The following is a 22,085-nucleotide window of genomic DNA, read 5'->3' on the forward strand; positions in this document are numbered from 1 at the left end:
TTATTTTTTAGGGCCCAAGGCAACTCCACGCTCGACGAAGGAGAGTGGCCTTTCCGTAAAAGCTGCAAAAAAGATGAATTTCCTGAATTATTAGAAGAGCCCTAAAAAACAGCTGAAGCCTGAAAATTATTCTTTTTGACAGTTCTAAATACCAAAAATGTATAATAAATATGGCTCTGGTGTTATAGCCAAAAAGATAAAGAATGTGTTTGTAAATAACACATCCAGCCAGAGCTTTAACTTCTTAATCCGAGCTTTAATTTGCTTAATATCCGGAGCTCATGTTACCAGAATTCTCTGGATCAAACTTTATAGCCCGATCGTATACGATCTCTGAGTAGGCTGGCCCGGTTTTTGTAGTGTTTTCCATATAGAGTCTCCAGGCAATGAAAAGAGGCTTATCCAGTTCTATACCATAAGCTCCTTGACCATAAGGAACTTCGTAGCAGTATTGATCATCCTCACTGCAGTTCCTGGCGAGCTTGTAAACATACAGGTATTTCGCATTGGGATTGTCAGGGAGATACTCCTCAGCAGACCCGCTGAAATCCTCATCAGTGATTGCTCTGACACCGTTCCACCCATCAGCTCCGTATATTACGAAGTTCGAGTACGTCGCCTTTCCTGTAGCTGCATGATTAACCCCATAGACAATTATGAACTCATCTGTATCGTTTCCCAGAGTAATTCCAGGGTCTCTCAGGAAAGGATAGTACTGCGATGTGTCAAAGAAAGGAGGTGTAGGCGAAGAGATACTCTGGTTTGCTGTCCAGAGATAGCACGCGTCGTTAGCTGGACCCAAGACATTTATACCTCTCTGGATAGCATCAGTCCCTATAGGAACTGTCTGACTGGTTGGAAGCTCTGTGGCATTTGATTCGTTATACTTGTCAAGAATCGCAATCCTTAGCTCTTCGAGATCATCCATGAGGTCAAACTCTGTTTGCCCGGTTCCACGAACCCTTAGCTCCGGATAATCATACGAGTCAAGCTGAGTAGTGTTATTGGGAGTAATTCTGAAAACAGTACCAGTTGAATTATTGATGTAATTCTCACCAGCCTGGGTGTCATTGAACAGGGCCGGGCGGATAAATGAGGCAAATGTATCTGAATCATTCTCCACGCCCATGTTCAGTATGACAGAGGGAAGAACCTGGGTATTAATTATATCTTCCGAATATCCTGCAGACTGGGCAGCATCCCGGATGCGCTGGTCAATGCCTCTGTCAGCAGTAATGATTATTATTGTAGTTTGATTGAAAGGATTTCCAGACGACCCATTTGGAGTTCCTTCGGTTTTGATAACAAGGTTATTAATCGTATCTGCTAAGGTAGCAAAGATCCATCTTCTCTCGTTCCCAATTGTCCTGTGTATCACAAAATTTTCGTAGCTGAAGTACCTGCACTCCGGAGGGGTCCTTCCCACGAAAACAACGGCTTCATCAGGACCAAGGTTCCAGAAAGGAGTTGTATTCTCTTTTACTCCAAGCGTGCTGGTTATTTCAGAAATCTGTTCGTCTACTTCATAACCAGGCGCCGGTGGAACATAATATATCAGATATTTTGTAGTGGGATTGTTTCCGTATGCAGAAGGCAATACTCCTTCCTCAAATAGCCTGAGAAAATCAAAAAACCCCAAGTCACCTTCTTGTACGGTGAACCCATCCTGTTCTAAAGCCTGTTGAAAAGCCTCTGTGTCATTTGTTTCCACATTCTGTGCAAGGGCAGTTCCTATTGTCATTATGAACAAAAAGCCAAGTAGTATAGACAATATACAATTTTTCATGTACCATTCCCCCGTTTAGTCATAGTTATTTTCGCAAAGAGTTACGTTTAAAAAAGAAGAATCACACTTAAAAAAGAGAAGATCTCTTCAACATCTTCCAAGACATTATATTTTTAATTCTTCCTAAAAATTAAGTGTAAATCTTTGCAATCGATACTATAATAATCATTAAATATATTAGAAACCTTGCTGGAACGTTAACTAAACTTGAACAGTTGATCTGCTGATTGTCCAAATGATTCCTTATTCCCGTCCTGTTTTGACTTTTTCGTATTCGTTAAAATAATATCATAGAGGCACCCCAAACATCTAACAAAACTTTAAGTCCTATTTTTCATGTTATACTCCAACAGCCGGTTGTGAATGCTGCTTTTCAGACCTCCCGATAACTTCACATTCGACGAAGGAGAGCGGCCTTTCCCGCAAAGTCTGCAAAAAAGCAATTTATCCAACAACTTAATACATTTATTTAAAATATGATTATTTGCAAAACAAAAACATAGAATCACCACTAAGATCATTACACTCAAAAGGTTATATATCGTTCATAACATACACTTCATGCTGAAATCACCTAAATTTCTGAAAAGGAAGTACAATAATGGCCGGAGACTTAAAGGAAATCTACCACTTATTTAATCCAAATAAAGCTCTTCAAAATGATGATTTGGAAAACTACTATGTAGAAATAGACCAGAACGAAACAAATATTGAAGAGCTAAAAACCCGTCTTGAGCTCAGCCTTGAAACTTACGAACCAATAAAACTTCTTTTCACCGGCCATCGAGGGTCAGGCAAAACAACCGCGTTAAACCGCCTTGTTTCATACTTGAATAGAGAAATGGAAGATAAATTTTTTATTATACATTTTAGTGCTCTCGATCTTCTGGACAACAACGACATAAACTACACGGATGTCTTATTTTCAATACTTACAAAAATAATAGAAAAATGTCAAGACGAAGAATGTGATTTGAGTCTCTCATTAATTGAAAGAACAAAAAAATGGGGGACATCAATAACAAAAACTGAGGTCCATGAGAATAAGCTTGAGGGTGGTGCAGGCTTTAGCTTACCTGTCTACTTTGTTGAACTACTGGCAAGGATGAAGAGTGAAACAACCACCAGGCAAGAAATAAGAGAGGAAATCCAGCCGCGTGTATCTGAGCTAATTAACCTGATAAACGATATAATTGCTGAAATCGAAAGAAGTAGAAAACAGGTACTTGTCATAATAGACAACCTTGAGAAATGCGATTCTGAAAAAGCATTAAACTTATTCTATTGCCACAGCACTCAGCTAACCCAGCCAATGTGCAAGATAATCTATACATTCCCCATATCACTTCGAAGTTCGGACAAGTTCACCCAGATAAAAATGAACTTTAGCGACGATATAATGTATCCGAACATCAAAGTTCGTGAAAAATATGAAAGTATAACCCAAGAACCAGCCGGGAGAGCTTTCATGAAGCAAATTGTGACAAAAAGAGTTTCTCTTGACCTATTTACTCCCGAAGCCCTTGAGTACATAATTGATATGAGCGGAGGCGTTATCAGGGAGTACATAAGGATTATCAGAGATTCGGCAGTACGTGCCATAACCAGAAAAAAGACCTTGATAGACAAAGATATTGTTGTTGAAGTGATCAATGGGCTCAAAAACTCATATCAGGCACAGTTGAGTGATGAAGACTATGAAGTGCTTCTGAAGATTTACGAGACTAAAGAAATAAAAAGAGATGAAAAGCTTGTTGGTCTGCTTCATAACCTCAGTGTGCTTGAATACAAAAATGGAAGAAGCTGGTGTGACCTCAATCCTATAGTCAGGTCGATTCTAGAAGAAAAAAATCTTCTTCCAAAAAAGTAAAACAAACAGAAAACAGGATATACCTCAAAACTATTTTCAATATTTGGAACCACAACAGGTAGAACTATGGAACTGGATCCCTCTCATTTAATGAAAATTGAAGAGATAGTTACACTTCTTGATCTCTCCGAGGACTGCACAATTGCATTTGTGCGTTGTAACGAGCCAGTCTTATGTGATGCAATCTGCAAGGAAATTTTTGAGAGGGTACACAGTAGAATTCACATTTACAACCTTGAAATGAATGAAGAATCCACCAATCTTTTCCAGCTTTTAGAGGAAAACACCAAATCAGATTCATACAATTCAAAACTTGAGGAAAATAAAAAAGTTGCATTTTTTGTTTTTGGGCTTGACAGCGCAATAAAAAAGAAAAATATTAGTGGAAAATCCGAGGCTCTCCTCTTACTAAATATGATGCGGGAGAATTTTCTGGAAATCAGACACCCAATACTTATCTGGATTAACAGTGCATCACTTAATTTAATTCTTGATGAGGCACAGGATTTTTTCTCCTGGAGAACCACTATTTTTGAGTTTGATATAAAACGAGAAATAACTTCAAGTCCAATGTTTGAATTTGGGGATTTTGATGGGCTGAACAAAAAGGGACTTGAAGACCTAATTGAGTATTATTCTAACTTAATTAAAGAGTTTAATAATAGTGGGATAAAAGACCCCTATAAATTTGCTTACTGGAATTACAACCTCGGAACTATTGAACTATTTTTTGGTTATTCAAACGAAGCTGTAAAATACCTTGAAACTGCTGCATCGATATCATCCAAACTCGACAACAAGAATCTAAATGAATCTATATATAGCAAACTCGGGATAACATACTACCAGCTTGGAGATTTGAAAAAGGCTCTCGAATATTACGAACAGGCACTGAAAATTTCAAGAGAAATAGGCGACAGGCGAGGAGAAGGAAATAACCTTGGAAATCTGGGGAGTGCATACAGTCATCTGGGAAAGCAAAGAAAAGCAATCGAATATTACGAACAGGCACTGAAAATTTCAAGAGAAATAGGCGACAGGCGAGGAGAAGGAAATGCCCTTGGAAATCTGGGGAGTGCATATAGTAGTCTGGGAGAGCAGAAAAAAGCAATTGAATATTACGAACAGGCACTGAAAATTGCTAAAGAAATAGGAGACAGACGTGGAGAAGAAAATCGACTTGGAAATCTAGGGTTAGCATATAGCGATTTAGGAGAGCAGAAAAAAGCAATTGAGTATTATGAACAGGCGCTGGAGATTGCAAAAGAAATAGGAGATAGGCGTGGAGAAGGAAATGCCCTTGGAAATTTGGGATCAGCATACAGTGATATGGAAGAGCAGAGAAAAGCAATTGAATATCATGAAAAGGCAGTTGAAATATTTAGAGAAATAGTAGATAGACAAGGAGAAGGTGCAAGCCTTGGAAACCTGGGAAATGCATACAGTCGTCTGGCAGAACCCAGAAAAGCAATTAAGTTTTTGAAGCAATCCCTGGAGATAGGAAAGGCGATTGAAGACCCGAGGATAATTGGTTTTTGCGAGCAGAAATTGAAGGAACTTGAAGGATCTGAGGAGTGATTTTATTTTCTTTTTTAATTTCATGGGAAAAGCCGTTTGCTTCGCAAACGGGGGTTGCCGGGGAAAGATTCGAGCTGGAAACCCAGTCATGAATTGAAAAGTAAAAAAGAAATGAATTTTCGGCTCAGGCTACAGTAATCAACAAATTTTCACTTCAAAACCAACAACTGAGAAAGTGATTTACAAAATCACAAGCCAATAATCAGGGAATTTTTATTCTCTGATTTTCTTTAACTCTTTTTTGTTTACTGTTTAATTAAATTCAAACTTTTTTCATCAAAGCAGCAACATTGGAAGTATTGCTTCTTAGAACGTCTGGAGCTTCTACTACAGCTCTGCGAGCGGTTTCTTTATAATTTTCCATAGATTGTGAAACTGAGTGGAAATTAAGAGTTTATATTGAAACTTCCGCTGTCTTATCTATATCTTTGAAACGAAAAAACTTATCTTGTTTTAAAACATTTTTAAAAAATAAATAGTGTATTTTAGATAATTCTTAAAAGTAGCGGTCAGGGAGACTACAGGGAAAAAGGAAAGATAAGTGAACGAGATGTACAGAAAATGTAATTACTGTAGAGGGGGAACAAGTATGCGAAAAGAAAAAAACAGTTCCATAAACTTTGGGTTAACACACAATGACGTAGAAGAAAGCAAAAAAGTAATTAAAATTTGTGAGCTGGATCTTAAAAATTCCAGGGTAAGTGGAAATAAAAGGGAAGAGGGAAATAATCTCGGAAAATTGGGTTTAGCTTACAGCCATCTTGGAGAAATAAGAAAAGCTATTGAGTATTACCGGCAGGCAGTAGAGATTTTTAAAGAAATAGACGATAAGCAAGGAGAAGAACTGGCTCTCGAAAATATGGGATTAGCCCATACCCGCTTAGGAGAGATAGAGAAAGCTATTGAATATTACGAAAAGGCCCTGGAAATCTCCTGTGAAACAGGAGACATAGAAAGTGAAGGAACTGTTATAGGGAATTTAGGAATGACCTACAGTTTTTTGGGAGAAACAGGAAAAGCAATTGAATTCTACGAATGTGCACTTAAAATCGCCAGAGAAACCGGTAATTTGACGGGAGAAAGAAATTCCCTGGGAAACCTGGGTAACTTATGCTATCAGCTGGGGGAAGTAAGAAAGGCAATTGGATACTATGGTCAAACTCTCAAAATTTCCAGGGAAATAGGCGATAAGCGGGGAGAAGGAGACATTCTTAAGAATCTGGTGATAGCACATAATTGCCTTGGAGAAATGAAAAAGGTGGCAGAATATAGTGAACAGGAACTTGAAATCTTGAGGGAGATCGGTGAAAAATATAAAGAAGGACAAACTCTTGAAAGGTTGGGTTTGACATATAGCTTTATGGGAGAAAAAGAAAAAGCAATTGAAAGTTTTGAGCAGGCACTCGTGATTTCCAGAGAAATCGGTGACAGGAGACAAGAGGAAATTATAATAGAAAAATTAAGGGACCTACAAGAAATAAAGAGAGCAGATCCTATTACAAACAGAAAACCGGAGTTTCAACAGAGCTGAAAGAAAAAAAGGGCTCTACACTGTTTTGTATAGGTCGAAAATAACTGGTTAGTTAGAAAGTTGTCCGGCCAAAAGGAGAAATATCGAGCTTGAATTTGATTCTCGACAAAAAGAATTTCCATCGTTCATGGTTAAGGAATTTTTTACCTGAAGGCTATCGATTCTGTACCATAAATCTGCCTCTAATCTCACTTTATGTGCCTGAAATCGATAACTGTTCAAGCTCAAATTATGTTAAATTTTTTATACAACTGTTGTGCAAATTATCGTGTAGAGGCTGGATCACGAGGTCTAAAAGGAATTAAAAATACGGCTCTGGCGTCGTAGATATAAAAAATGAAGATATGTGTTTATAGATAACACATATCAGCCAGAGCTTGAATTGACCTTAATATCCTTTCTTTTTACCTTAATTCTTTGGGTCAAACTTTATAGCTCGATCGTATACAATCTCTGAGTAGGATGGTCCGGTTTTTGTTGTATTCTCCAGGTAGGCTCTCCAGGCAATAATAAGCGGTTGATCCAGTTCTATACCATGAGCTCCCTGACCATAAGGAACCTCGTAGCAGTATTGATCATCCTCACTACAATTCCTGGCGAGTTTGTAGACATAGAGGTATCTAGCATTTGGATTGTCAGGGAGGTATTCCTCCGCAGAGCCACTGAAATCCTCATCAGTGATTGCTCTAACACCGTTCCATACATCTGCCCCGTATAATGCGAAGTTTGAGTACATTGCCTTTCCTGTCGCTACATGGTTGACTCCATAGACAATTATGAATTCATTTGTATCGTTGCCCAGAGTAATTTCTGGATCTCGCAGGAATGGATAGTACTCCGAAGTGTCAAAGAAAGGAGGTGTCGGCGAAGAAATAGTCTGGTTTGCTGCCCATAGATAGGCTGCATCGTTGGTAGGACCTACGCCGTTGATTCCTCTCTGAATAGCATCACTCCCCACAGGAACTGCCTGACTGGTCGGAAGCTCTGTTGCATTTGATTCGTTATATCTGTCAAGAATCGCAATCCTTAGCTCTTCGAGGTCATCCATAAGGTCAAACTCTGTTTGCCCGGTTCCACGGACCCTCAGTTCCGGATAATCATACGGGTCAAGCTCAGTAGTGTTGTTTGGAGTAATCCTGAAAATAGTTGCAGGTGTATTATTGATGTAATTCTCTTCAGCCTGTGTGTCATTGAATAGAGCTGGGCGGACAAATGAGGCAAATGTATCGGAATCATTCTCCAGGCCCATATTCAGCATGACTGAGGGAAGCACCTGGGTGTTAATTATATTGTCCGAATACCCTGCAGATTGGGCAGCAGCCCGAATACTTTGATCAATGCCTCTGTCGGCAGTAATGATTATTACCGTAGTCTGGTTGAAAGGATTTCCAGACGACCCATTTGGAGTTCCTTCTGTTTTGATAACGAGGTTGTTCACTGTGTCTGCTATGTTAGCAAAGAGCCATCTCCTCTCGTCCCCAATTGTCCTGTGCATAATGAAGTTATCGTAGCTGAAGTACCTGCATTCCGGCGGTGTTCTTCCTACAAAAACAACAGCTTCATCAGGACGAAGGTTCCAGAAGGGAGTTAGGTTCCCGCTCACTCCAAGCGTGCTGGTTATTTGAGAAATTCGTTCTTCTACTTCATAACCAGGTGCTGGTGGAACAAAATATATCAGATATTTTGTGGTGGGATTGTTTCCATATGCAGAAGGCAATACTCCTTCTTCCAATAACCTGAGTAAATCAAAGTAAGCCAGTTCACCTTCCTGTACGGTGAACCCATCCTGCTCTAAAGCCTGTTGAAAAGCCTCCGAGTCATTTGTTTCATTCTGTACAGTTTCATTCTGTGCAAGGGCAGTTCCCGTTATCATTATTAACGAAATGCCGAGCAGTATAAGTAGCATATAATTTTTCATATATAACCCCCGAGTTTATATATCATTTAATATATTAGAAATCTTGGTAGAACGTTAACTAAACTTGGATAGTTGATCTGTTAACATCTCACGTGATTCCTTACTATAATCTTGTTTTGGCCTGTTCCTACTTCATTAAAATAGTGCAAGGAATACCCAAAAAATCTCGAAAAATTTAAAACCCCATTTTAAATGTTATAGTCCAACAGCCGGTTGTAAATATTGCTCTCTAATCCCCAGGAAAACCTCACGCTCGACGAAGGAGAGCGGCCTTTTCCACGAAGTTTGCAAAAAAGCAGAAATTCTTGTATATTATCAAATGATGCTGAAAAAAAGTTGAATTCAGAAAATTGTTCTTTTTAACCGTTTGAAATAAAAAGATTTATTTTCTAACGCCTTCAATACCAAAAAGATATTGGAGGAGTTTATGGATCTGGTAGCCCTTGCCCAGCAAGCGACAGATATTCTCGTTCCCGCCTTATCTGCCCTGTGTATTGCAGGAAAACCTGCATCAGATAAAGGCAAGGAAGTCCTTGTAGATATGATCTATGAAAAAGCATTTGAAAAACTCGGTTCAGAGGGTGGGAAAAGAGCGAAGGCTCTGCTGGAGAAAATAAGTCCAAGAATGAATGAATCCCTTAAAAAAGCACTTAAGAAAGTTTCCAAAAACCCTGAAGACCCAAAAGCAAAGGAAGAGCTTCAGCAGGAAATTTTGAAGTTATTAATGGAAAATCCAGATCTAGCAAGGGAAATCGAATTTACTATAAATCTCAATGTGGAAAATGTTGATCAATTCGCAGTAGGAAATTACAATAATTTCTTCAACTTTAAAACACCTTACGATGACGAATTCATCAAGATAATTGAATACCTTGACCAAAAAAGAAAAGAAGCGGTAAATCAGGAAATCCTGACTCGTTATAATCCTTCAACGCTACCGAAGTATCCAAACCGATTAAAAGAGTTCGTTACCGAAAACCGTTCAGAAGAATTAATAAAAGCCCTTACATACCTCGAAAATCACCAAATTTTACTAATCAGTGGAGTTGGTGGTGGTGGCAAGTCTACTTTAGCAAGAGCTCTTGTAGATCTCAGACCCGTAAACGTTCCTGAACCTTTCTGGTTCAGCTTCTATGATAATCAGGATGCAAAACTGGATGATATTCTTGAAAAAATCGCCGCTTACATGAATGCTCCTGAAATTGTATCATTTAAAGCCGAAAGAAGAGAACCAGGAAAAACTGATGTTGACAAACTTACTGGCGAACTTCATAGAAGGAGCGAAATCTGGCTCATTTTCGATGACCTTAACACCATTCTTGAAGATCAACATTTTGCAGACAAAGGAATTGAACTTCTCTTTTCATCCCTGCGATACAACACCCATAACGCAAAAATCATTGTAACAAGCCGGATTCTGCCAATACTTGAAAATGTAGAAAGTCTTATTGATAGAATAGAGGACGAGGCAAAACAACACCTCAACGGTTTAAGAAAGGACTTTGCAGTTGACTACTTTGCCAGCAATGGACTTGACAAAGTGGAACCCGAAAAACTGGAAGAACTGGCAACAGGTGTTGATGGTCATCCCCTTGCTTTAAAGTTACTCGTGGAGCTGGTAAAGGAATTCGGTGTGAAGGATACGCTCGAAGACCTGAGCATGTATCAGGAAAGTAAAGATGATACTATCAAAAAGGCAAGAAAATTATTCGATAAACTGGTAGGTGAAGAAAAAGAGCTTCTTGAGCGTGTCTCGGTTTATCGTGGATCTGTGGGTCTTGAAGGGCTCAAGGAAATGTTTACGGAAAACACTCCAAAAAACGCTATTAAAAAGTTAATTGACAAATCCCTTCTCGAAACCGACCACAATGGAAACTATTGGCTCCATCCCTTGGTGCAGGAATTCTCTTATGAGGATCTGAAAAACAAAAAAGAGACTCATATTCTTGCAGTAAAATATTATCTTTTATTCTCACTACCAAAAAATCCAACCAAGAAAGAATACCTTCAGTCAGCTATCGAAGCTCATTACCACGCTTGCAAAGCAGAAGAGTACGATCTGGCAGCAAATATCATATGGATGTATAATCTCCCCGATCTCCTGGATCTATGGGGAAATTCAAGAACCCTGATCGAAATTTACGAAAAATTATTACCAAAAGACCACTTCAAAGATGAAACGCTTCTCAAGAATAGATCGATTCACGGATTTATTCTTGGAAACCTGGGGAGCGCACATAGTAATCTGGGAGAGCCGAGAAAAGCAATTAAATATTATGAACAGGCACTGAAGTTTGTAAGAGAAACTGGAAAAAAACGCGAAGAAGGCGCAGCCCTTGTAAATATCGGGAACGAATACTGTCATCTGGGCAAGCCAAAAAAAGCCATTGAATACTATGAACAAGCTTTAAAAATTTTAAGAGGGGTAGAAGACCGGCGAGCAGAAGGAAATTTGCTTGGAAATTTGGGAAACGCACACAGTGATTTAAGAGAATCAAGAAAAGCAATTGAGTATTACGAACAAGCCCTTAGAATTGCTAAAGAAACAGAGGACAGACGCGCAGAAGGATATTTGCTTGGAAATTTAGGGAACGCATATAACGATCTAGGAGAAACTAGAACAGCAGTTGAATATTTTGAACAAGCAATTGGTATTTTGAGAGAAATAGGGGCTAGGCGCGGAGAGGAAAACCACCTTGGAAATCTGGGGAACGCCTGCCGTCGTCTGGGTAAGCCCAGAAAAGCAATTGAATATTACGAGAAAGCACTGAATATTTCAAGAGAAATTGGAGATCAGCGTGGAGAAGGGAACCACCTTGGAAGATTGGGAGTAGTATACAGCGATTTGAGAGAGCAAAGAAAAGCAATTGATTTCTTGAAGCAATCCCTAGCTATAGGAAAAACGATTGAAGATCCAAGAATAATTAGGCTTTGCGAGAAGAAATTGAAGGAACTTGAAGGGGCTGAAGGTTGATTTTTATTTTCTGTTCTAATTTTATGGGAAAAGCCGTTTGCTTCGCAAACAGGGACGTTGCCCGGGGAATATACAAATTGGAAACCCGACCATGAAGTGAAAAGCAAGAAGCAATAACTTTTCGCTAAGGCTACAGTAGTCAATAAGTACTTTACTTCAAACCCAATAGCTAAGAAATTGATTTATAAAACTACAATCCAAATCAATAAAAATTTCTGTGAAAAGCCAGAAGTAGAATCAAAAACTCAAAACCAATAAACTATTAAGTAAGCAATCACAAACTTTACCTGCAATTTTCACCGGATTTGAATTTCTTAACAATCATATTTTTGCTCAATTTTGAAAGGTGTAACTATGCCCCATATAATGGAATTACTTGGAAAAACAAGAGTAGTCGTAAAAGATGGAAAAGTAATCGAAGTCGGTGAGCCTGAAGTCAAATGGTGCCCCCTGTTTGCCAAAATACGCGGGATCCAGAAGATCACTCCTGAAGAAGTCAAGAAGAATATGGAATTCAGGATCAGCGATTTCGGGATGTTTACTGACAAGCGTCGTCTGGAACTCGAGGACTTTGTAGGGTTTGGAGCATCTGAAGTTATGATGACAGGCCTGAGCAGAGGTTTACTTGACACAACCGTAACCGCCTGCGAAGGCGCAGGAACTGTTATTTCCAATAACCCAACCCTTGTTCAGGGCATGGGCGGCAGGATGTCCGGTCTGGTCGAAACCGAGCCCATTGAAGGCATTATAAACGGGATTGCCGAACGTGGCGGAATTGTGCTTGATCCCTCAACTGCCGTAATGGACCCGGTTGCAGGAGTGAAAAAGGCAGCAGAACTCGGGTACAAAAAGATTGCAGTAACCGCGGCTTTCGGTGAAATCGCAAAAGAGTTACGGAAGCTTGAAGCCGAACTCGGGCTTGATTTGATAGTAATTGGAGTACATGTTACAGGTTTAGACAGGGAAGAAGCCCTGGTACTTGTTGAAAACTCGGACATCGTGACCAGCTGCGCTTCAAAGCCCATTAGGGATCTTGTAAAACCCCTTGCTCAGGTTGGAACTGCTGTACCGCTTTTCGCCCTTACCCAGAAAGGAAAGGAACTTGTGATCGAAAGAGCAAAGGATATCAAGAGCCCGCTCCTGATCAATACCATGAAGCTGCCTGTGCTTCCTGAAGAAAAACAGCCCAGAGATCTGAAATAAAAACGGCGCCAAAACCGTTATTACTTTTTTTCTTTTCTTTACCCTTCTTTCATTTTTTAGTTTTTTTCTTTAGCCTTCTTTCATTTTTTAGTTTTTTTCTTTTTCCTTTCTTCTATTCTTTAGTTTTTTCCTTCTTCCTCTCTTTATGTTAACAAAAAATTCATATGCAGCATTTTCTACGATAAGGTTATATTTTTTAGAATTTATGAATGTTCTGTTTCTGAAAAAGTATTGCTTAAAGTTCCAGGGAAGATGAAATGACTGCCGTATCAAATGACAGAGAGCCTAAAAACATAACTCTTGAAGAGAGAATTATTGCTGAAAAAAACAAGCTTTTACTCTTCATAAAAGAAAGAAACAATTACATCAGAAATATGCCTGAGATAGAAAAGAAAGCATTTATCGAGTCAATACAGAAAATAAAGGAAAGTAAAGGTAAAATCGAAAGGCTACTGGTAAAGAAAGAACTCAAAAGAGGCATTGATGACCTTCTTTTTTCTTTTGAGGATCTTCCTCTTTTCGGGAAAGAATACTGGTTCATGAAATTCACAGCCGATGACGGGTCCAGGCGCCAGTTTTTTCTCACTTTCGGCAGGAGCGCGGGTGATACCGAGGTCAATGGCAGATATGTAGAGAACAGCAGGATAATAGACGACAAAACGGACGGATATTTTGTTTCCTGGGCATATGATGAGATAAAGATAAAACTCACTGATGATCTTGGAGTCATCGAAGTAAAAGATGACAGGGCTACCTGCTCTAACAAAGATCTGAAAGCGGATTTCTATGGATCGTTTCCGAAATATATGCTTGATATTTCAAGTAATGATAAGAAGGTCTGCTGTTTAGACATAAGAGAGCCGGAGAATAGTAATTACAATTCAGAGGTGGCTGAAAACTTCAGAGGCTTATTCGGTTACAGGCTAGCGAGCCTGTATTTCGATTTTGAGGGCGTGCTGTTTGATAAGAATTTCTCCGGCAAGTGTTATGCACAGAAAGTAATTGTCGTCGGGCCTTTTATCCCCTGGAAATGGTCAAGAATTATTTTCATGAATGGGTCGATTCTAACCTACTATATCCCGAATATCGAGATTGGAGGATTAGAATACGAGATACGCAATTTCATGGAATTCTATGATGCAGAAAACAAAAAAATGCACAACTTCAAAAAGGCAAAAGTGTACGAGTACCCGTCAGAAAGAGGGGATAAAAGATGGGTCATTACCGCTGAAGAAGGCAAAGTGTTCATGGTCATGAAGAGCTATTGCAAGGAATCTTTCAGCTTTATGAATAACTTTAATTTCAGTTATATAGAGAACCTTGTCGATGTCGTTGATTTTCAGATCGAGACCGATGATAAGATTATAACATTAAAGGAAACCGGCAGTGGATTGGGCATGGTTGAAGATACATCAGGGTTCGGAATATGAATTCAGAGAAATTGTTGTCGGTGTTCTGTGCTGACAGGAGATAAGCTCTCTACAAAGGATCTGAGCCTGGAGAAAAATTACAACCCGCGGATATGGCCATTTTCTTCGGCTCGACCATCCGACAGTCTTTGATCACGATATATTTTTTGATATATGAAAAAACGGGATATTTTCCAAAACAGACATCATAAGGTGCGTCATAAGATACTAAATACTTGCTGTGCTCTTAAGAAGTTTGTACATCCTGATGACTTTAATAGTCATAACAAAAACTATAAAAATAAAGCAGGAAGATGTAAAAACATGAAAGATGGAAGTAAGAAGGAAAGCTGTCCGGAGATCCCTATAGTGTCTGAAGCCCGGGAGATTATGGAAGTAAAAGCTATCAGGGAAAAACTCTCCGAAATACACAGTGATATCAAAAAAGTCATGGAATTTACCAGCAGGCTACGTTTTGAAGCTGCTCTTGAAAGCTCAAGGCAGGAATACTCGAACGCTCTTCTCAGTTATCTCTTTGAAGATATTAATACCGGGCTTGAACGAAACATGGTGAAAAAATGTCCTGAAAAACAAAACTGCACTTCTGCATTTACAGCTCTCCTGCAACAGAATGCAGGGCTTATAAAGAAAAACAAAGTAGATGATACATCAATTTCGAATAACAGAGAAAAACTGGATGAACTGAGATGTAGAGCCCCCTACAGTAAATGTGAAAAGTGCTTTTCCGAAGTTTCGAGCCTCCTGGTAAAGCAGGTCAACCTCATGCGCTCTATGAGGATTTATGCAGATAACCAGGAACAGAAGCCCGATATCTCAGCCCTTAAAACCGGTGTGGTTATAAGCGATATCCTTGAGCCAGTCTCAAATTACCAGCGCCTGGAAATTCTTAGGGCAGTAGCGTTCGAAACTAAAAGTTTCTCTGCTTTTTCCGAACTTACAGGCCTTAGAGGAGGAAACCTGCTTTTCCATCTCCAGAAACTCACGGATAGCGGGCTACTCCTGCAACAGCATGAAAGAGGCGACTATATGATTACCGAGAAAGGGTTTAAGATACTGCAGGGCTTGAACGAAATATATTCCTCAATTCAAGATTCTCTACTGCAGAATTCCGCAGAAAATAGTTTCCAGAAGAACAAAAAAGAGTCAGATTTGACTTTTTGACCTTGGTATATAAATAAGAGAATTTGAATAAGCAGGCAGTGCCCGGATTATCGGCTAATATATTCGGTATGTCCGAAAAAGGCCTTAGTGATTCTGCTTTTATCCTTTTGCCGCGAAGGGATACAGCCGGCCTGTCAGCTAGATAATACTTTCCTTTCCCCCGGAAACCGTTTTTTCAATCCACAGTTAATATAAACGCCTCCGCCAGCTTGTCTGGCGGCCCCTCACAAAAAAACAAAAAGAAAAAAAGCGTAAAAATAGTATTTTTCAAGCAAATATTTAAAAAGCAGGCTGGAAAAAAATTTAGTTTGTGTTTTCTGTTTTTTTGCTCTAATTTTTATACTACTACAGATTTTTCCGAGCCTTTTCTTTGCAGCTCTTATGCTATTCAGTAGGGAGGAGAATATATAATTCGAGTCCTGATCCTGAAGAAAAAATTGATAAAATTTAGACTTGGAATTGATACCTGGGAATCTGATACCTGGAAATATAGGCTGTTCTGGATTTAAAGAGTGATTTTGATCCTTAATTTTGCTGCGCTCAATCTTGCAGTTTGGAATAATATGTGGAAAGTCTCACACTCTATAGAAAACCCGATAACCATAGAAAACCTGATAATCTGTAGAAAGTCCGATAATTTTAAAGTTGCTGTAATATAGTGGAATGCATTAACTACATTCCAATGCCGATTAAGTATATATCAATAACCTACCAATAAGACATTGTAGGATGAATTCTCCGGAGGAAATCAAACTGCAAAGAAATAAAATGTCCAGATGAAGAAAAAACCAGAGAAAGGAAAAAAGATAAAATTCAAGGAAAAAGACAAAACCTGAGGATGAGAAATGACTGTAAGAGATGATATTCACGGACAGATCGTTGCAGGCCTTAAAGACGCAAAGTTTCCCATAAACACGCCCGGAGAATTGCTCGCTGCATTTCCTGCCGGCGCAGCCACCACATGCACATCAGGCGACCTTGCAGTTACTGCAGGGGAAGCGGGCAAATTGCTCACCCCAGCGGATTTCCCGTTCAAAGACGCAAAGCAGGTTGCAGACACAATAGTTGAAAGAGCAGGGCTTTAAGTCCTGCTTCCCTTTCTTCTTCGCTCTTTATTATTTCTTTTTCCTCTCTGTTTTCACTTTAATAGTTCTTTTCCTGGAAAAATTTGACACTCCAGCCTGGGACAAGAAATCAACATTATTTGCAAGAAATCAAATCACTAATGAGATAGGAATAATCAAGATTAAATTAGATCATCAGGTTAAAGCGGGAATTATTAAGCCAAGAATCACAATATTAAGTAATACAATTTCTTCAAGTCTTGGAAGGTGTGTTTCAATATGCCTCATATAATGGAATTAATGGGGAAAGCCAGGGTAGTCGTAAAAGACGGAAAGGTCGTGGAAGTTGGGGCTCCGGAAGTAGAATGGTGTCCTCTATTTGTCAAGCTGCGGGGAGTCCAGAAGATGACCCCGGAAGAAATCAGGAAAAACATGGAGACCCGGATCAGCGAGTTAGGGATGTTTACGGAGAAACGAAAGCTCGAGTTTGAAACGACTGTTGTTGCCTTCGGCGCATCAGAAATAATGATGAGCGGCCTCAACAGCGGTTTCCTTGATACAACCGTAACCGCCTGCGACGGCGCAGGAACAGTGATCTCCAGCAACCCGGCTCTCGTCCAGGGAATCGGAGGCAGGATGTCAGGCCTGGTCGAAACTGAGCCGATAGATGCGATCGTCAAAGGTATCGAAGAGCGCGGAGGAACCGTACTCGACCCATCAACCGCATCCATCGACCCTGCAGGCGGGGTAAAAAAGGCCGCAGAACTTGGCTACAGGAAAATCGCAGTTACAGTTGCAGATACCGGAACCGCCAAAAAAGTCAGGGAAATCGAATCCGAACTCGGGCTCGACCTGCTCATCATTGCAGTACACGTAACAGGTGTCAGCCGGGAAGAAGCTCAGGGGCTGCTGGATAACTCGGATATTGTTATCAGCTGCGCTTCCAAATATATCAGGGAACTTGCAAAGCCTCTTGTACAGGTGGCAGCTGCGATCCCTCTCTTTGCTCTCACGCAGAAAGGAAAGGAACTTGTGATTGAAAGGGCAAAGGATATCGAAAGCCCGATTTTGATAAATACCATGAAACTTCCGGTTTTGCCTGAACATAAGCAGCCGAAAGAATTGATTTAAGGGCAGTAACCTGCTCTTTTTACTTATTCGTTGTAAGAAACATCTTAAACGTAAAGAATATTTAGAGCGTATTCAGGGTGTAAAATCAACCTTCATTCCATTTATTTCAACCTTCACCCTTGGCAGAGGAAAGGAAGAGATATTGATTAAAAGGTTAACTACCAGGATTCTGGTTTCTTATCTACTCTTAATGAAAAAAAGAGACGAATTTTGATTTAAATGGACAAAACAGATAAAAATCCATTTCTGATTAATTTACCGGGTTTTCCGAACTGCTTATTTCTGGCAGCCCGGATCCCGGAGGTTTGATTTGAGAGCAGCAACTTATCATTTATTATTTCTTATTCCGTTTTTTAGTCATTATTCCGTTTTTTAGTCATTATTCCGTTTTTTAGTCACGATTGAGCTCTTAATGTTACAAATTTGCTGTATTTTCCAATTTTAGAAAGTCTTGAATCTTGATAAGCTGGTGCTGAGAGGGTTGGCTTTCAGGTGGTGATTGGTCCGTTTTTACTGCCTTGCACCTTTGGACGGTTTGCGTTCATATTTTTCGTCCTTCTTTGCATACATTGCTGGTGATGGAGCTTTTGCCTGGGGTTTCCCATGTGCTGCTCCTGCCTTCTGGGTATCACCGATTGTCTTTGTCATAAATAAACACCTCTATATTTTATATTTTAGATAAGTGCTTAATTATCAAGAAACTTTTATAGAGTCAACTTATTAAACTATAATTGAACTTACCATTTATAATTGATCTATAATAAATTTAAGAGCAGCAGCTTATCTTTTATTTATTATTCCGTTTTTCAGTCACGATTGAGCTCTTAATTTTACGAATTCACTGAATTCCCAGTTTTTGGAAGTCTTGAATCTTGATAAGTTGCTGCTGAGAGAGTTGGCTTTCAGGTAGTGATTGATCTGCATTTACTTCTTTGCACACTTGGATGATTTGCTGTCAGCTTTTGCGTCCTTTTTTGCAGATTTTTCCGGTGCTGGAGCTTTTGCCTGGTTTTTTCCACCAGTGGCTCCTGATTTTTGAGTATCACTTATTGTCTTTGCCATAAATAAACACTTCTTTACTTATATTTTTATATAAGTGTTTCATCTTATAGAATTGTTTATCAAATATAAATAAACTTGCCAATCTATAGTTTATTTACGATGGATTTAAGAGCAGCAACTTATCATTTATTATTTTCTTATTCCGTTTTTCAGTCACGATTGAGCTCTTAATTTTACGAATTCACTGAATTCCCAGTTTTTGGAAGTCTTGAATCTTGATAAGTTGCTGCTGAGAGGGTTGGCTTTCAGGTAGTGATTGGTCTGTATTTACTTCTTTGCACCCTTGGACGATTTGCTATCAGCTTTTGCGTCCTTTTTTGCAGATTTTTCCGGTGCTAAAGCTTTTGCCGGTGTTTTTCCACAAGCAGCTCCTGACTTTTGAGTATCACTGATTGTTTTTGCCATAAGACACCTCTGAGTTAATATATTATATAAGTAGCAATTATACTCTTTTAAATATATATATTAGTTTCTATCCCAAATGTTCACTTATTCAAAAAACTTGTATATGATCAACCTATCAAACTATAATTGAACTTACTAACCTCTAATCAATTTACGATGGTGACACTATACACTCAAATAATCTTATCCCGAAATGTTGGTTCTTCAGTCACTTTTACTTCGGCTCTGTCCATTATATCTTCTTCAGGTGCATTTGAGAACAAACAGAAGCAAACTATGTTACTGTAATAAGCACTGCCTTTACAAAACAAAGTATTTTAATGAATCATTGAATTAATCTGATGTAAGAAGCCTGGTGAAGAGTAAACTTTATCTTTTTCCTTCCAACTTTCCAATTACTCCAGAGAAATCAAGTTCAGTTTCAGATTTTTCTTTTTCCTGCGTTTTTTTCTCAACTTTTTCTACCCTTTTATCGATTAAATACTCTCCAATTGGTGTGACAAAACCAACAAGAATTCCGAGCCCTAGAAAAATATATACTACAGTAAAAAGCTTGCCGACATCGGTTTTAGGTGTAAAGTCTCCATATCCCACAGTTGCCAGCGTAATAACTGAAAAATAGAAAGAATCAAGCCAGCCCCAGCCCTCAACAGAATGATAGAAAAGAGTGCCCGTAGAAAGGGTTAGTACAACAAGATACAGTAGGGATCGGAACTTAGGGTCCTTAAGTAGTGTCCTTAACGCCCTTAAAAGCATTACTATCGTAAAAAGAAATGGTATCATAGCCTTTCCCCCTGACTGCTTAAACTACCTAAATCTCTTTCCCCTTATTCTAAATAAAAGAGGTTGTAGAACCCTTTCTCCTTCATATGTTTCCTTTAAGGCTTAAAAAGACATCTATGAAGGAGATAAAACCGTGTTAATAGGAAAGAATCAAGCTTGAAGGTAATAAACACATGGTTTGAAGTAATAGACTCATGGTTTGAAGGAAATCAAAGTTGCGCTGGCGCACCCCACTGCAAGCAACGGGGTATGTTCGTGCCACCGCTCCGAATTCCGTTAAAGGAGACAATAACCCTAAACAATTAGTTTGAGCAGAAGTTAACAACCAAAAAATGGAATTGATAAATCATATTATCATTAACGGTTACCGGGGAAGTTTTCCATCCCCGCAGCAAGCTAGCGGGGTATTCGACTGAAATGAGTTATTCTACAATGGAATAACTCATGGGTATCCGAAACTGCTGGCCCTTAAAAACACAGGCAATCATTGCGATCCCACTTCCTGAAACCTTTCCCGAGAAGATACATGGCAACAGGAATCAGCAACAGGTCTACAAGCGCATAGTATGTTCCAAACATGGACAGGATTATGTTAAGCATAAGGAGCGGCATAACTGAGAGCGTATAAAGAGCAAAGTTCTTTCCGTTGTAGAGGTTAATTGAAGGGGAAAGCCCGGTAAGGTAAACAAGTACCGAAACCATGTAAAGTGAGATCGTGAGGAAAAGCAACAGGGACGGGATCAGGGACAGAGGGTCTTTTTGAAGGGCGAGCAGTGAAAGAATTACCAGTGGGACCAGGTTAAGGATAAGATAGCTGTTCAATTTACTCTTTATCATATCAGAGACCTTCAGGGGGAGAAAGGCATAGGAAGCAAAAATATCATACTCGGTGAGCCAGTTATACATTGAAGACGAAAGCACTCCCAGCACCAGGGCAAAAAGTGTAAGTGTGTTCAAAGCCGGTATAACCCTCCCGAGAGCGGACAGCAGTATCCAGACTAGCAAAAGAGGCAGCACGAAAGAGAAAATAACTTTCCCGATCCCTCCTTCACTTCTTTTAAGGTCAAGGGAATCTTTCGCAACAAAGGGTGCGTACCTGTACGGACCCAGATACCTGCAAAGCTTTGAAAAGGAGTTGGAAAAGCTCTTCTGTGCCTGAGGGAAGTCAATTTTCAGGAAAATAAGCGACATAGCGGAAGGAGCAAGGATCAGAGCACCGGAAAGCAGGAGCTGATTTTCGGAAGGGACAAGGAAAAAGGAGAGGCTTGGCAGGGCATAAAGAGTGTCCTGGCTCAGGTTTCCGGAAGTATGGAGCAGGAGAAGAGAAGCAGCAAACAGACAGAAAAGAGAAATCTTTCCTGAGTGGGCGTAAATGGTAGACAGGAAGAATACTGCAGAAATTCCTATCATAAAAGAAATAGAAAGAGTAAGAAGAAGAGTTAGAATGGTTGAGGGAACATCGAAATTACCTGCAGGAACAAAAGCTGCAGCAAGGGCAAAGCCTGCAACAAAGGGCAGGATGTAAAGGACAAAATAGTACACAATATCCTTTCCAAGGAAGTTAGCAAAGATAAACCTTTCAGAAACAGGGAGCACTCTTGAAGAATATGCAATCAGGCTTGCTTGCCCGAAGCGGCGGTTCATTAATTCACGGCCCATAAGCCCGAAAGCACCCACCATGCCCCCCACAAGCAGGAAAAGGTAATGCATCCCGAGAGCTATCTGTGCATCAGTAATGATCTCCCTGAACACAGGCAGGACCAGGCTTACAAAAAATGTAAACAGGAAAATGAAGACCGGAAATAAGGCAAAACCACTGTGCCCGAAGAGACTTGAATGCATCCGCCACTCTTCTTTAATCATACTTTTGAAAATGTCAAACATAAAATCCCTTCAGTCAATTGTTTTTATACTCACCGTTTTTCTTACTTGCTATTTTTTACGCTTACTTTTATGCTTGCTTTTTCCACAACTGTTTTTGCTCACACAAGGTGACTGTCTTCTAATAAATTCTGTTCTTACATCCCCCTGAGCAGTATTACAGGTAGTAACAGATAGGTATTAGAGAACAGACAATATGTTACAGGATATTATAAAATTTATTTAAGTTGTTATTTATATATTGATACTATAATTGTTCATGTAATAGGAATAATAATTACAATTTACATACCGAGTTATATAATAAT

The 22,085-nt window shown here is 39.4% G+C and carries 17 protein-coding genes; 10 read left to right on the forward strand and 7 right to left on the reverse strand.

The window, feature by feature from the left end:
• Positions 1-265: 265 nt before the first annotated feature.
• Positions 266-1,741 (reverse strand): hypothetical protein, encoded by a 1,476-nt coding sequence (locus ACZ5A8_RS13400; protein WP_464534133.1) that lies wholly within the window; start codon positions 1,739-1,741, stop codon positions 266-268.
• 646 nt (positions 1,742-2,387) lie between these two features.
• Here ACZ5A8_RS13400 and ACZ5A8_RS13405 point away from each other — a divergent pair.
• The 3 genes from ACZ5A8_RS13405 to ACZ5A8_RS13415 all read left to right on the forward strand — a co-directional run bounded on the left by ACZ5A8_RS13405 (position 2,388) and on the right by ACZ5A8_RS13415 (position 6,765).
• Positions 2,388-3,656 carry a P-loop NTPase fold protein gene (locus ACZ5A8_RS13405; protein WP_464529638.1) on the forward strand — a complete coding sequence of 423 codons (1,269 nt, stop codon included), beginning with the start codon at positions 2,388-2,390 and terminating at the stop codon, positions 3,654-3,656.
• A gap of 66 nt (positions 3,657-3,722) precedes the next feature.
• Entirely contained in the window at positions 3,723-5,234 is a 1,512-nt protein-coding gene (locus ACZ5A8_RS13410) for a tetratricopeptide repeat protein (protein WP_464529639.1), read from the forward strand.
• Between the two features lie 589 nt (positions 5,235-5,823).
• Positions 5,824-6,765 (forward strand): tetratricopeptide repeat protein, encoded by a 942-nt coding sequence (locus tag ACZ5A8_RS13415; RefSeq protein ID WP_464529641.1) that lies wholly within the window; start codon positions 5,824-5,826, stop codon positions 6,763-6,765.
• Between the two features lie 409 nt (positions 6,766-7,174).
• On the opposite strand, the gene ACZ5A8_RS13420 is transcribed toward ACZ5A8_RS13415, so the two are convergent.
• On the reverse strand, positions 7,175-8,683 hold the full coding sequence (locus tag ACZ5A8_RS13420; RefSeq protein ID WP_464529642.1) for a hypothetical protein: 1,509 nt from the start codon (positions 8,681-8,683) through the stop codon (positions 7,175-7,177).
• A 541-nt stretch (positions 8,684-9,224) separates the two neighbouring features.
• On the opposite strand from ACZ5A8_RS13420, the gene ACZ5A8_RS13425 reads away from it, so the two are divergent.
• From ACZ5A8_RS13425 to ACZ5A8_RS13455, 7 genes are all read left to right on the forward strand, one after another.
• The gene (locus ACZ5A8_RS13425) at positions 9,225-11,657 is read left to right on the forward strand and encodes a tetratricopeptide repeat protein (RefSeq protein WP_464529644.1); all 2,433 of its coding nucleotides are present in this window, start codon (positions 9,225-9,227) and stop codon (positions 11,655-11,657) included.
• 354 nt (positions 11,658-12,011) lie between these two features.
• Positions 12,012-12,860, forward strand: coding sequence for a methanogenesis marker 8 protein (locus ACZ5A8_RS13430; protein WP_464529646.1), 849 nt, complete (start codon positions 12,012-12,014; stop codon positions 12,858-12,860).
• A gap of 257 nt (positions 12,861-13,117) precedes the next feature.
• Positions 13,118-14,290, forward strand: a complete 1,173-nt coding sequence (locus ACZ5A8_RS13435; RefSeq protein ID WP_464529647.1) for a hypothetical protein — start codon at positions 13,118-13,120, stop codon at positions 14,288-14,290.
• Between the two features lie 303 nt (positions 14,291-14,593).
• Positions 14,594-15,451 (forward strand): winged helix-turn-helix domain-containing protein, encoded by an 858-nt coding sequence (locus tag ACZ5A8_RS13440; RefSeq protein WP_464529648.1) that lies wholly within the window; start codon positions 14,594-14,596, stop codon positions 15,449-15,451.
• An 845-nt stretch (positions 15,452-16,296) separates the two neighbouring features.
• Positions 16,297-16,536, forward strand: a complete 240-nt coding sequence (locus ACZ5A8_RS13445; RefSeq protein ID WP_322221818.1) for an MTH865 family protein — start codon at positions 16,297-16,299, stop codon at positions 16,534-16,536.
• Positions 16,517-16,807, forward strand: coding sequence for a hypothetical protein (locus ACZ5A8_RS13450; RefSeq protein ID WP_322221817.1), 291 nt, complete (start codon positions 16,517-16,519; stop codon positions 16,805-16,807). The genes ACZ5A8_RS13445 and ACZ5A8_RS13450 overlap by 20 nt, the downstream gene beginning before the upstream one ends.
• Positions 16,795-17,646, forward strand: a complete 852-nt coding sequence (locus ACZ5A8_RS13455; RefSeq protein ID WP_464529650.1) for a methanogenesis marker 8 protein — start codon at positions 16,795-16,797, stop codon at positions 17,644-17,646. Before ACZ5A8_RS13450 ends, ACZ5A8_RS13455 begins: the two co-directional genes overlap by 13 nt.
• 510 nt (positions 17,647-18,156) lie before the next feature.
• Here ACZ5A8_RS13455 and ACZ5A8_RS13460 read toward each other — a convergent pair.
• The 5 genes from ACZ5A8_RS13460 to ACZ5A8_RS13480 form a co-directional block, all read right to left on the reverse strand.
• Positions 18,157-18,294 (reverse strand): hypothetical protein, encoded by a 138-nt coding sequence (locus ACZ5A8_RS13460; protein ID WP_464529652.1) that lies wholly within the window; start codon positions 18,292-18,294, stop codon positions 18,157-18,159.
• Positions 18,295-18,570: 276 nt separating this feature from the next.
• Positions 18,571-18,708 (reverse strand): hypothetical protein, encoded by a 138-nt coding sequence (locus ACZ5A8_RS13465; protein WP_464529654.1) that lies wholly within the window; start codon positions 18,706-18,708, stop codon positions 18,571-18,573.
• A gap of 267 nt (positions 18,709-18,975) precedes the next feature.
• Positions 18,976-19,113, reverse strand: a complete 138-nt coding sequence (locus tag ACZ5A8_RS13470) for a hypothetical protein (RefSeq protein ID WP_464529656.1) — start codon at positions 19,111-19,113, stop codon at positions 18,976-18,978.
• A gap of 369 nt (positions 19,114-19,482) precedes the next feature.
• Entirely contained in the window at positions 19,483-19,896 is a 414-nt protein-coding gene (locus tag ACZ5A8_RS13475; RefSeq protein ID WP_464529658.1) for a potassium channel family protein, read from the reverse strand.
• A 468-nt stretch (positions 19,897-20,364) separates the two neighbouring features.
• The gene (locus tag ACZ5A8_RS13480) at positions 20,365-21,780 is read right to left on the reverse strand and encodes a hypothetical protein (RefSeq protein WP_464529659.1); all 1,416 of its coding nucleotides are present in this window, start codon (positions 21,778-21,780) and stop codon (positions 20,365-20,367) included.
• Between the last annotated feature and the right edge of the window lie 305 nt (positions 21,781-22,085).

The organism is Methanosarcina subterranea (assembly GCF_055385895.1).

Excerpts from the sequence above, each read along its gene's own strand:
- ACZ5A8_RS13400 (WP_464534133.1), bottom strand. The coding sequence starts at position 1,741 with ATGACAATAGGAACTGCCCTTGCACAGAATGTGGAAACAAATGACACA.
- ACZ5A8_RS13405 (WP_464529638.1), top strand. The coding sequence starts at position 2,388 with ATGGCCGGAGACTTAAAGGAAATCTACCACTTATTTAATCCAAATAAA.
- ACZ5A8_RS13410 (WP_464529639.1), top strand. The coding sequence starts at position 3,723 with ATGGAACTGGATCCCTCTCATTTAATGAAAATTGAAGAGATAGTTACA.
- ACZ5A8_RS13415 (WP_464529641.1), top strand. The coding sequence starts at position 5,824 with ATGCGAAAAGAAAAAAACAGTTCCATAAACTTTGGGTTAACACACAAT.
- ACZ5A8_RS13420 (WP_464529642.1), bottom strand. The coding sequence starts at position 8,683 with ATGAAAAATTATATGCTACTTATACTGCTCGGCATTTCGTTAATAATG.
- ACZ5A8_RS13425 (WP_464529644.1), top strand. The coding sequence starts at position 9,225 with ATGATCTATGAAAAAGCATTTGAAAAACTCGGTTCAGAGGGTGGGAAA.
- ACZ5A8_RS13430 (WP_464529646.1), top strand. The coding sequence starts at position 12,012 with ATGCCCCATATAATGGAATTACTTGGAAAAACAAGAGTAGTCGTAAAA.
- ACZ5A8_RS13435 (WP_464529647.1), top strand. The coding sequence starts at position 13,118 with ATGACTGCCGTATCAAATGACAGAGAGCCTAAAAACATAACTCTTGAA.
- ACZ5A8_RS13440 (WP_464529648.1), top strand. The coding sequence starts at position 14,594 with ATGAAAGATGGAAGTAAGAAGGAAAGCTGTCCGGAGATCCCTATAGTG.
- ACZ5A8_RS13445 (WP_322221818.1), top strand. The coding sequence starts at position 16,297 with ATGACTGTAAGAGATGATATTCACGGACAGATCGTTGCAGGCCTTAAA.
- ACZ5A8_RS13455 (WP_464529650.1), top strand. The coding sequence starts at position 16,795 with ATGCCTCATATAATGGAATTAATGGGGAAAGCCAGGGTAGTCGTAAAA.
- ACZ5A8_RS13460 (WP_464529652.1), bottom strand. The coding sequence starts at position 18,294 with ATGACAAAGACAATCGGTGATACCCAGAAGGCAGGAGCAGCACATGGG.
- ACZ5A8_RS13465 (WP_464529654.1), bottom strand. The coding sequence starts at position 18,708 with ATGGCAAAGACAATAAGTGATACTCAAAAATCAGGAGCCACTGGTGGA.
- ACZ5A8_RS13470 (WP_464529656.1), bottom strand. The coding sequence starts at position 19,113 with ATGGCAAAAACAATCAGTGATACTCAAAAGTCAGGAGCTGCTTGTGGA.
- ACZ5A8_RS13475 (WP_464529658.1), bottom strand. The coding sequence starts at position 19,896 with ATGATACCATTTCTTTTTACGATAGTAATGCTTTTAAGGGCGTTAAGG.
- ACZ5A8_RS13480 (WP_464529659.1), bottom strand. The coding sequence starts at position 21,780 with ATGTTTGACATTTTCAAAAGTATGATTAAAGAAGAGTGGCGGATGCAT.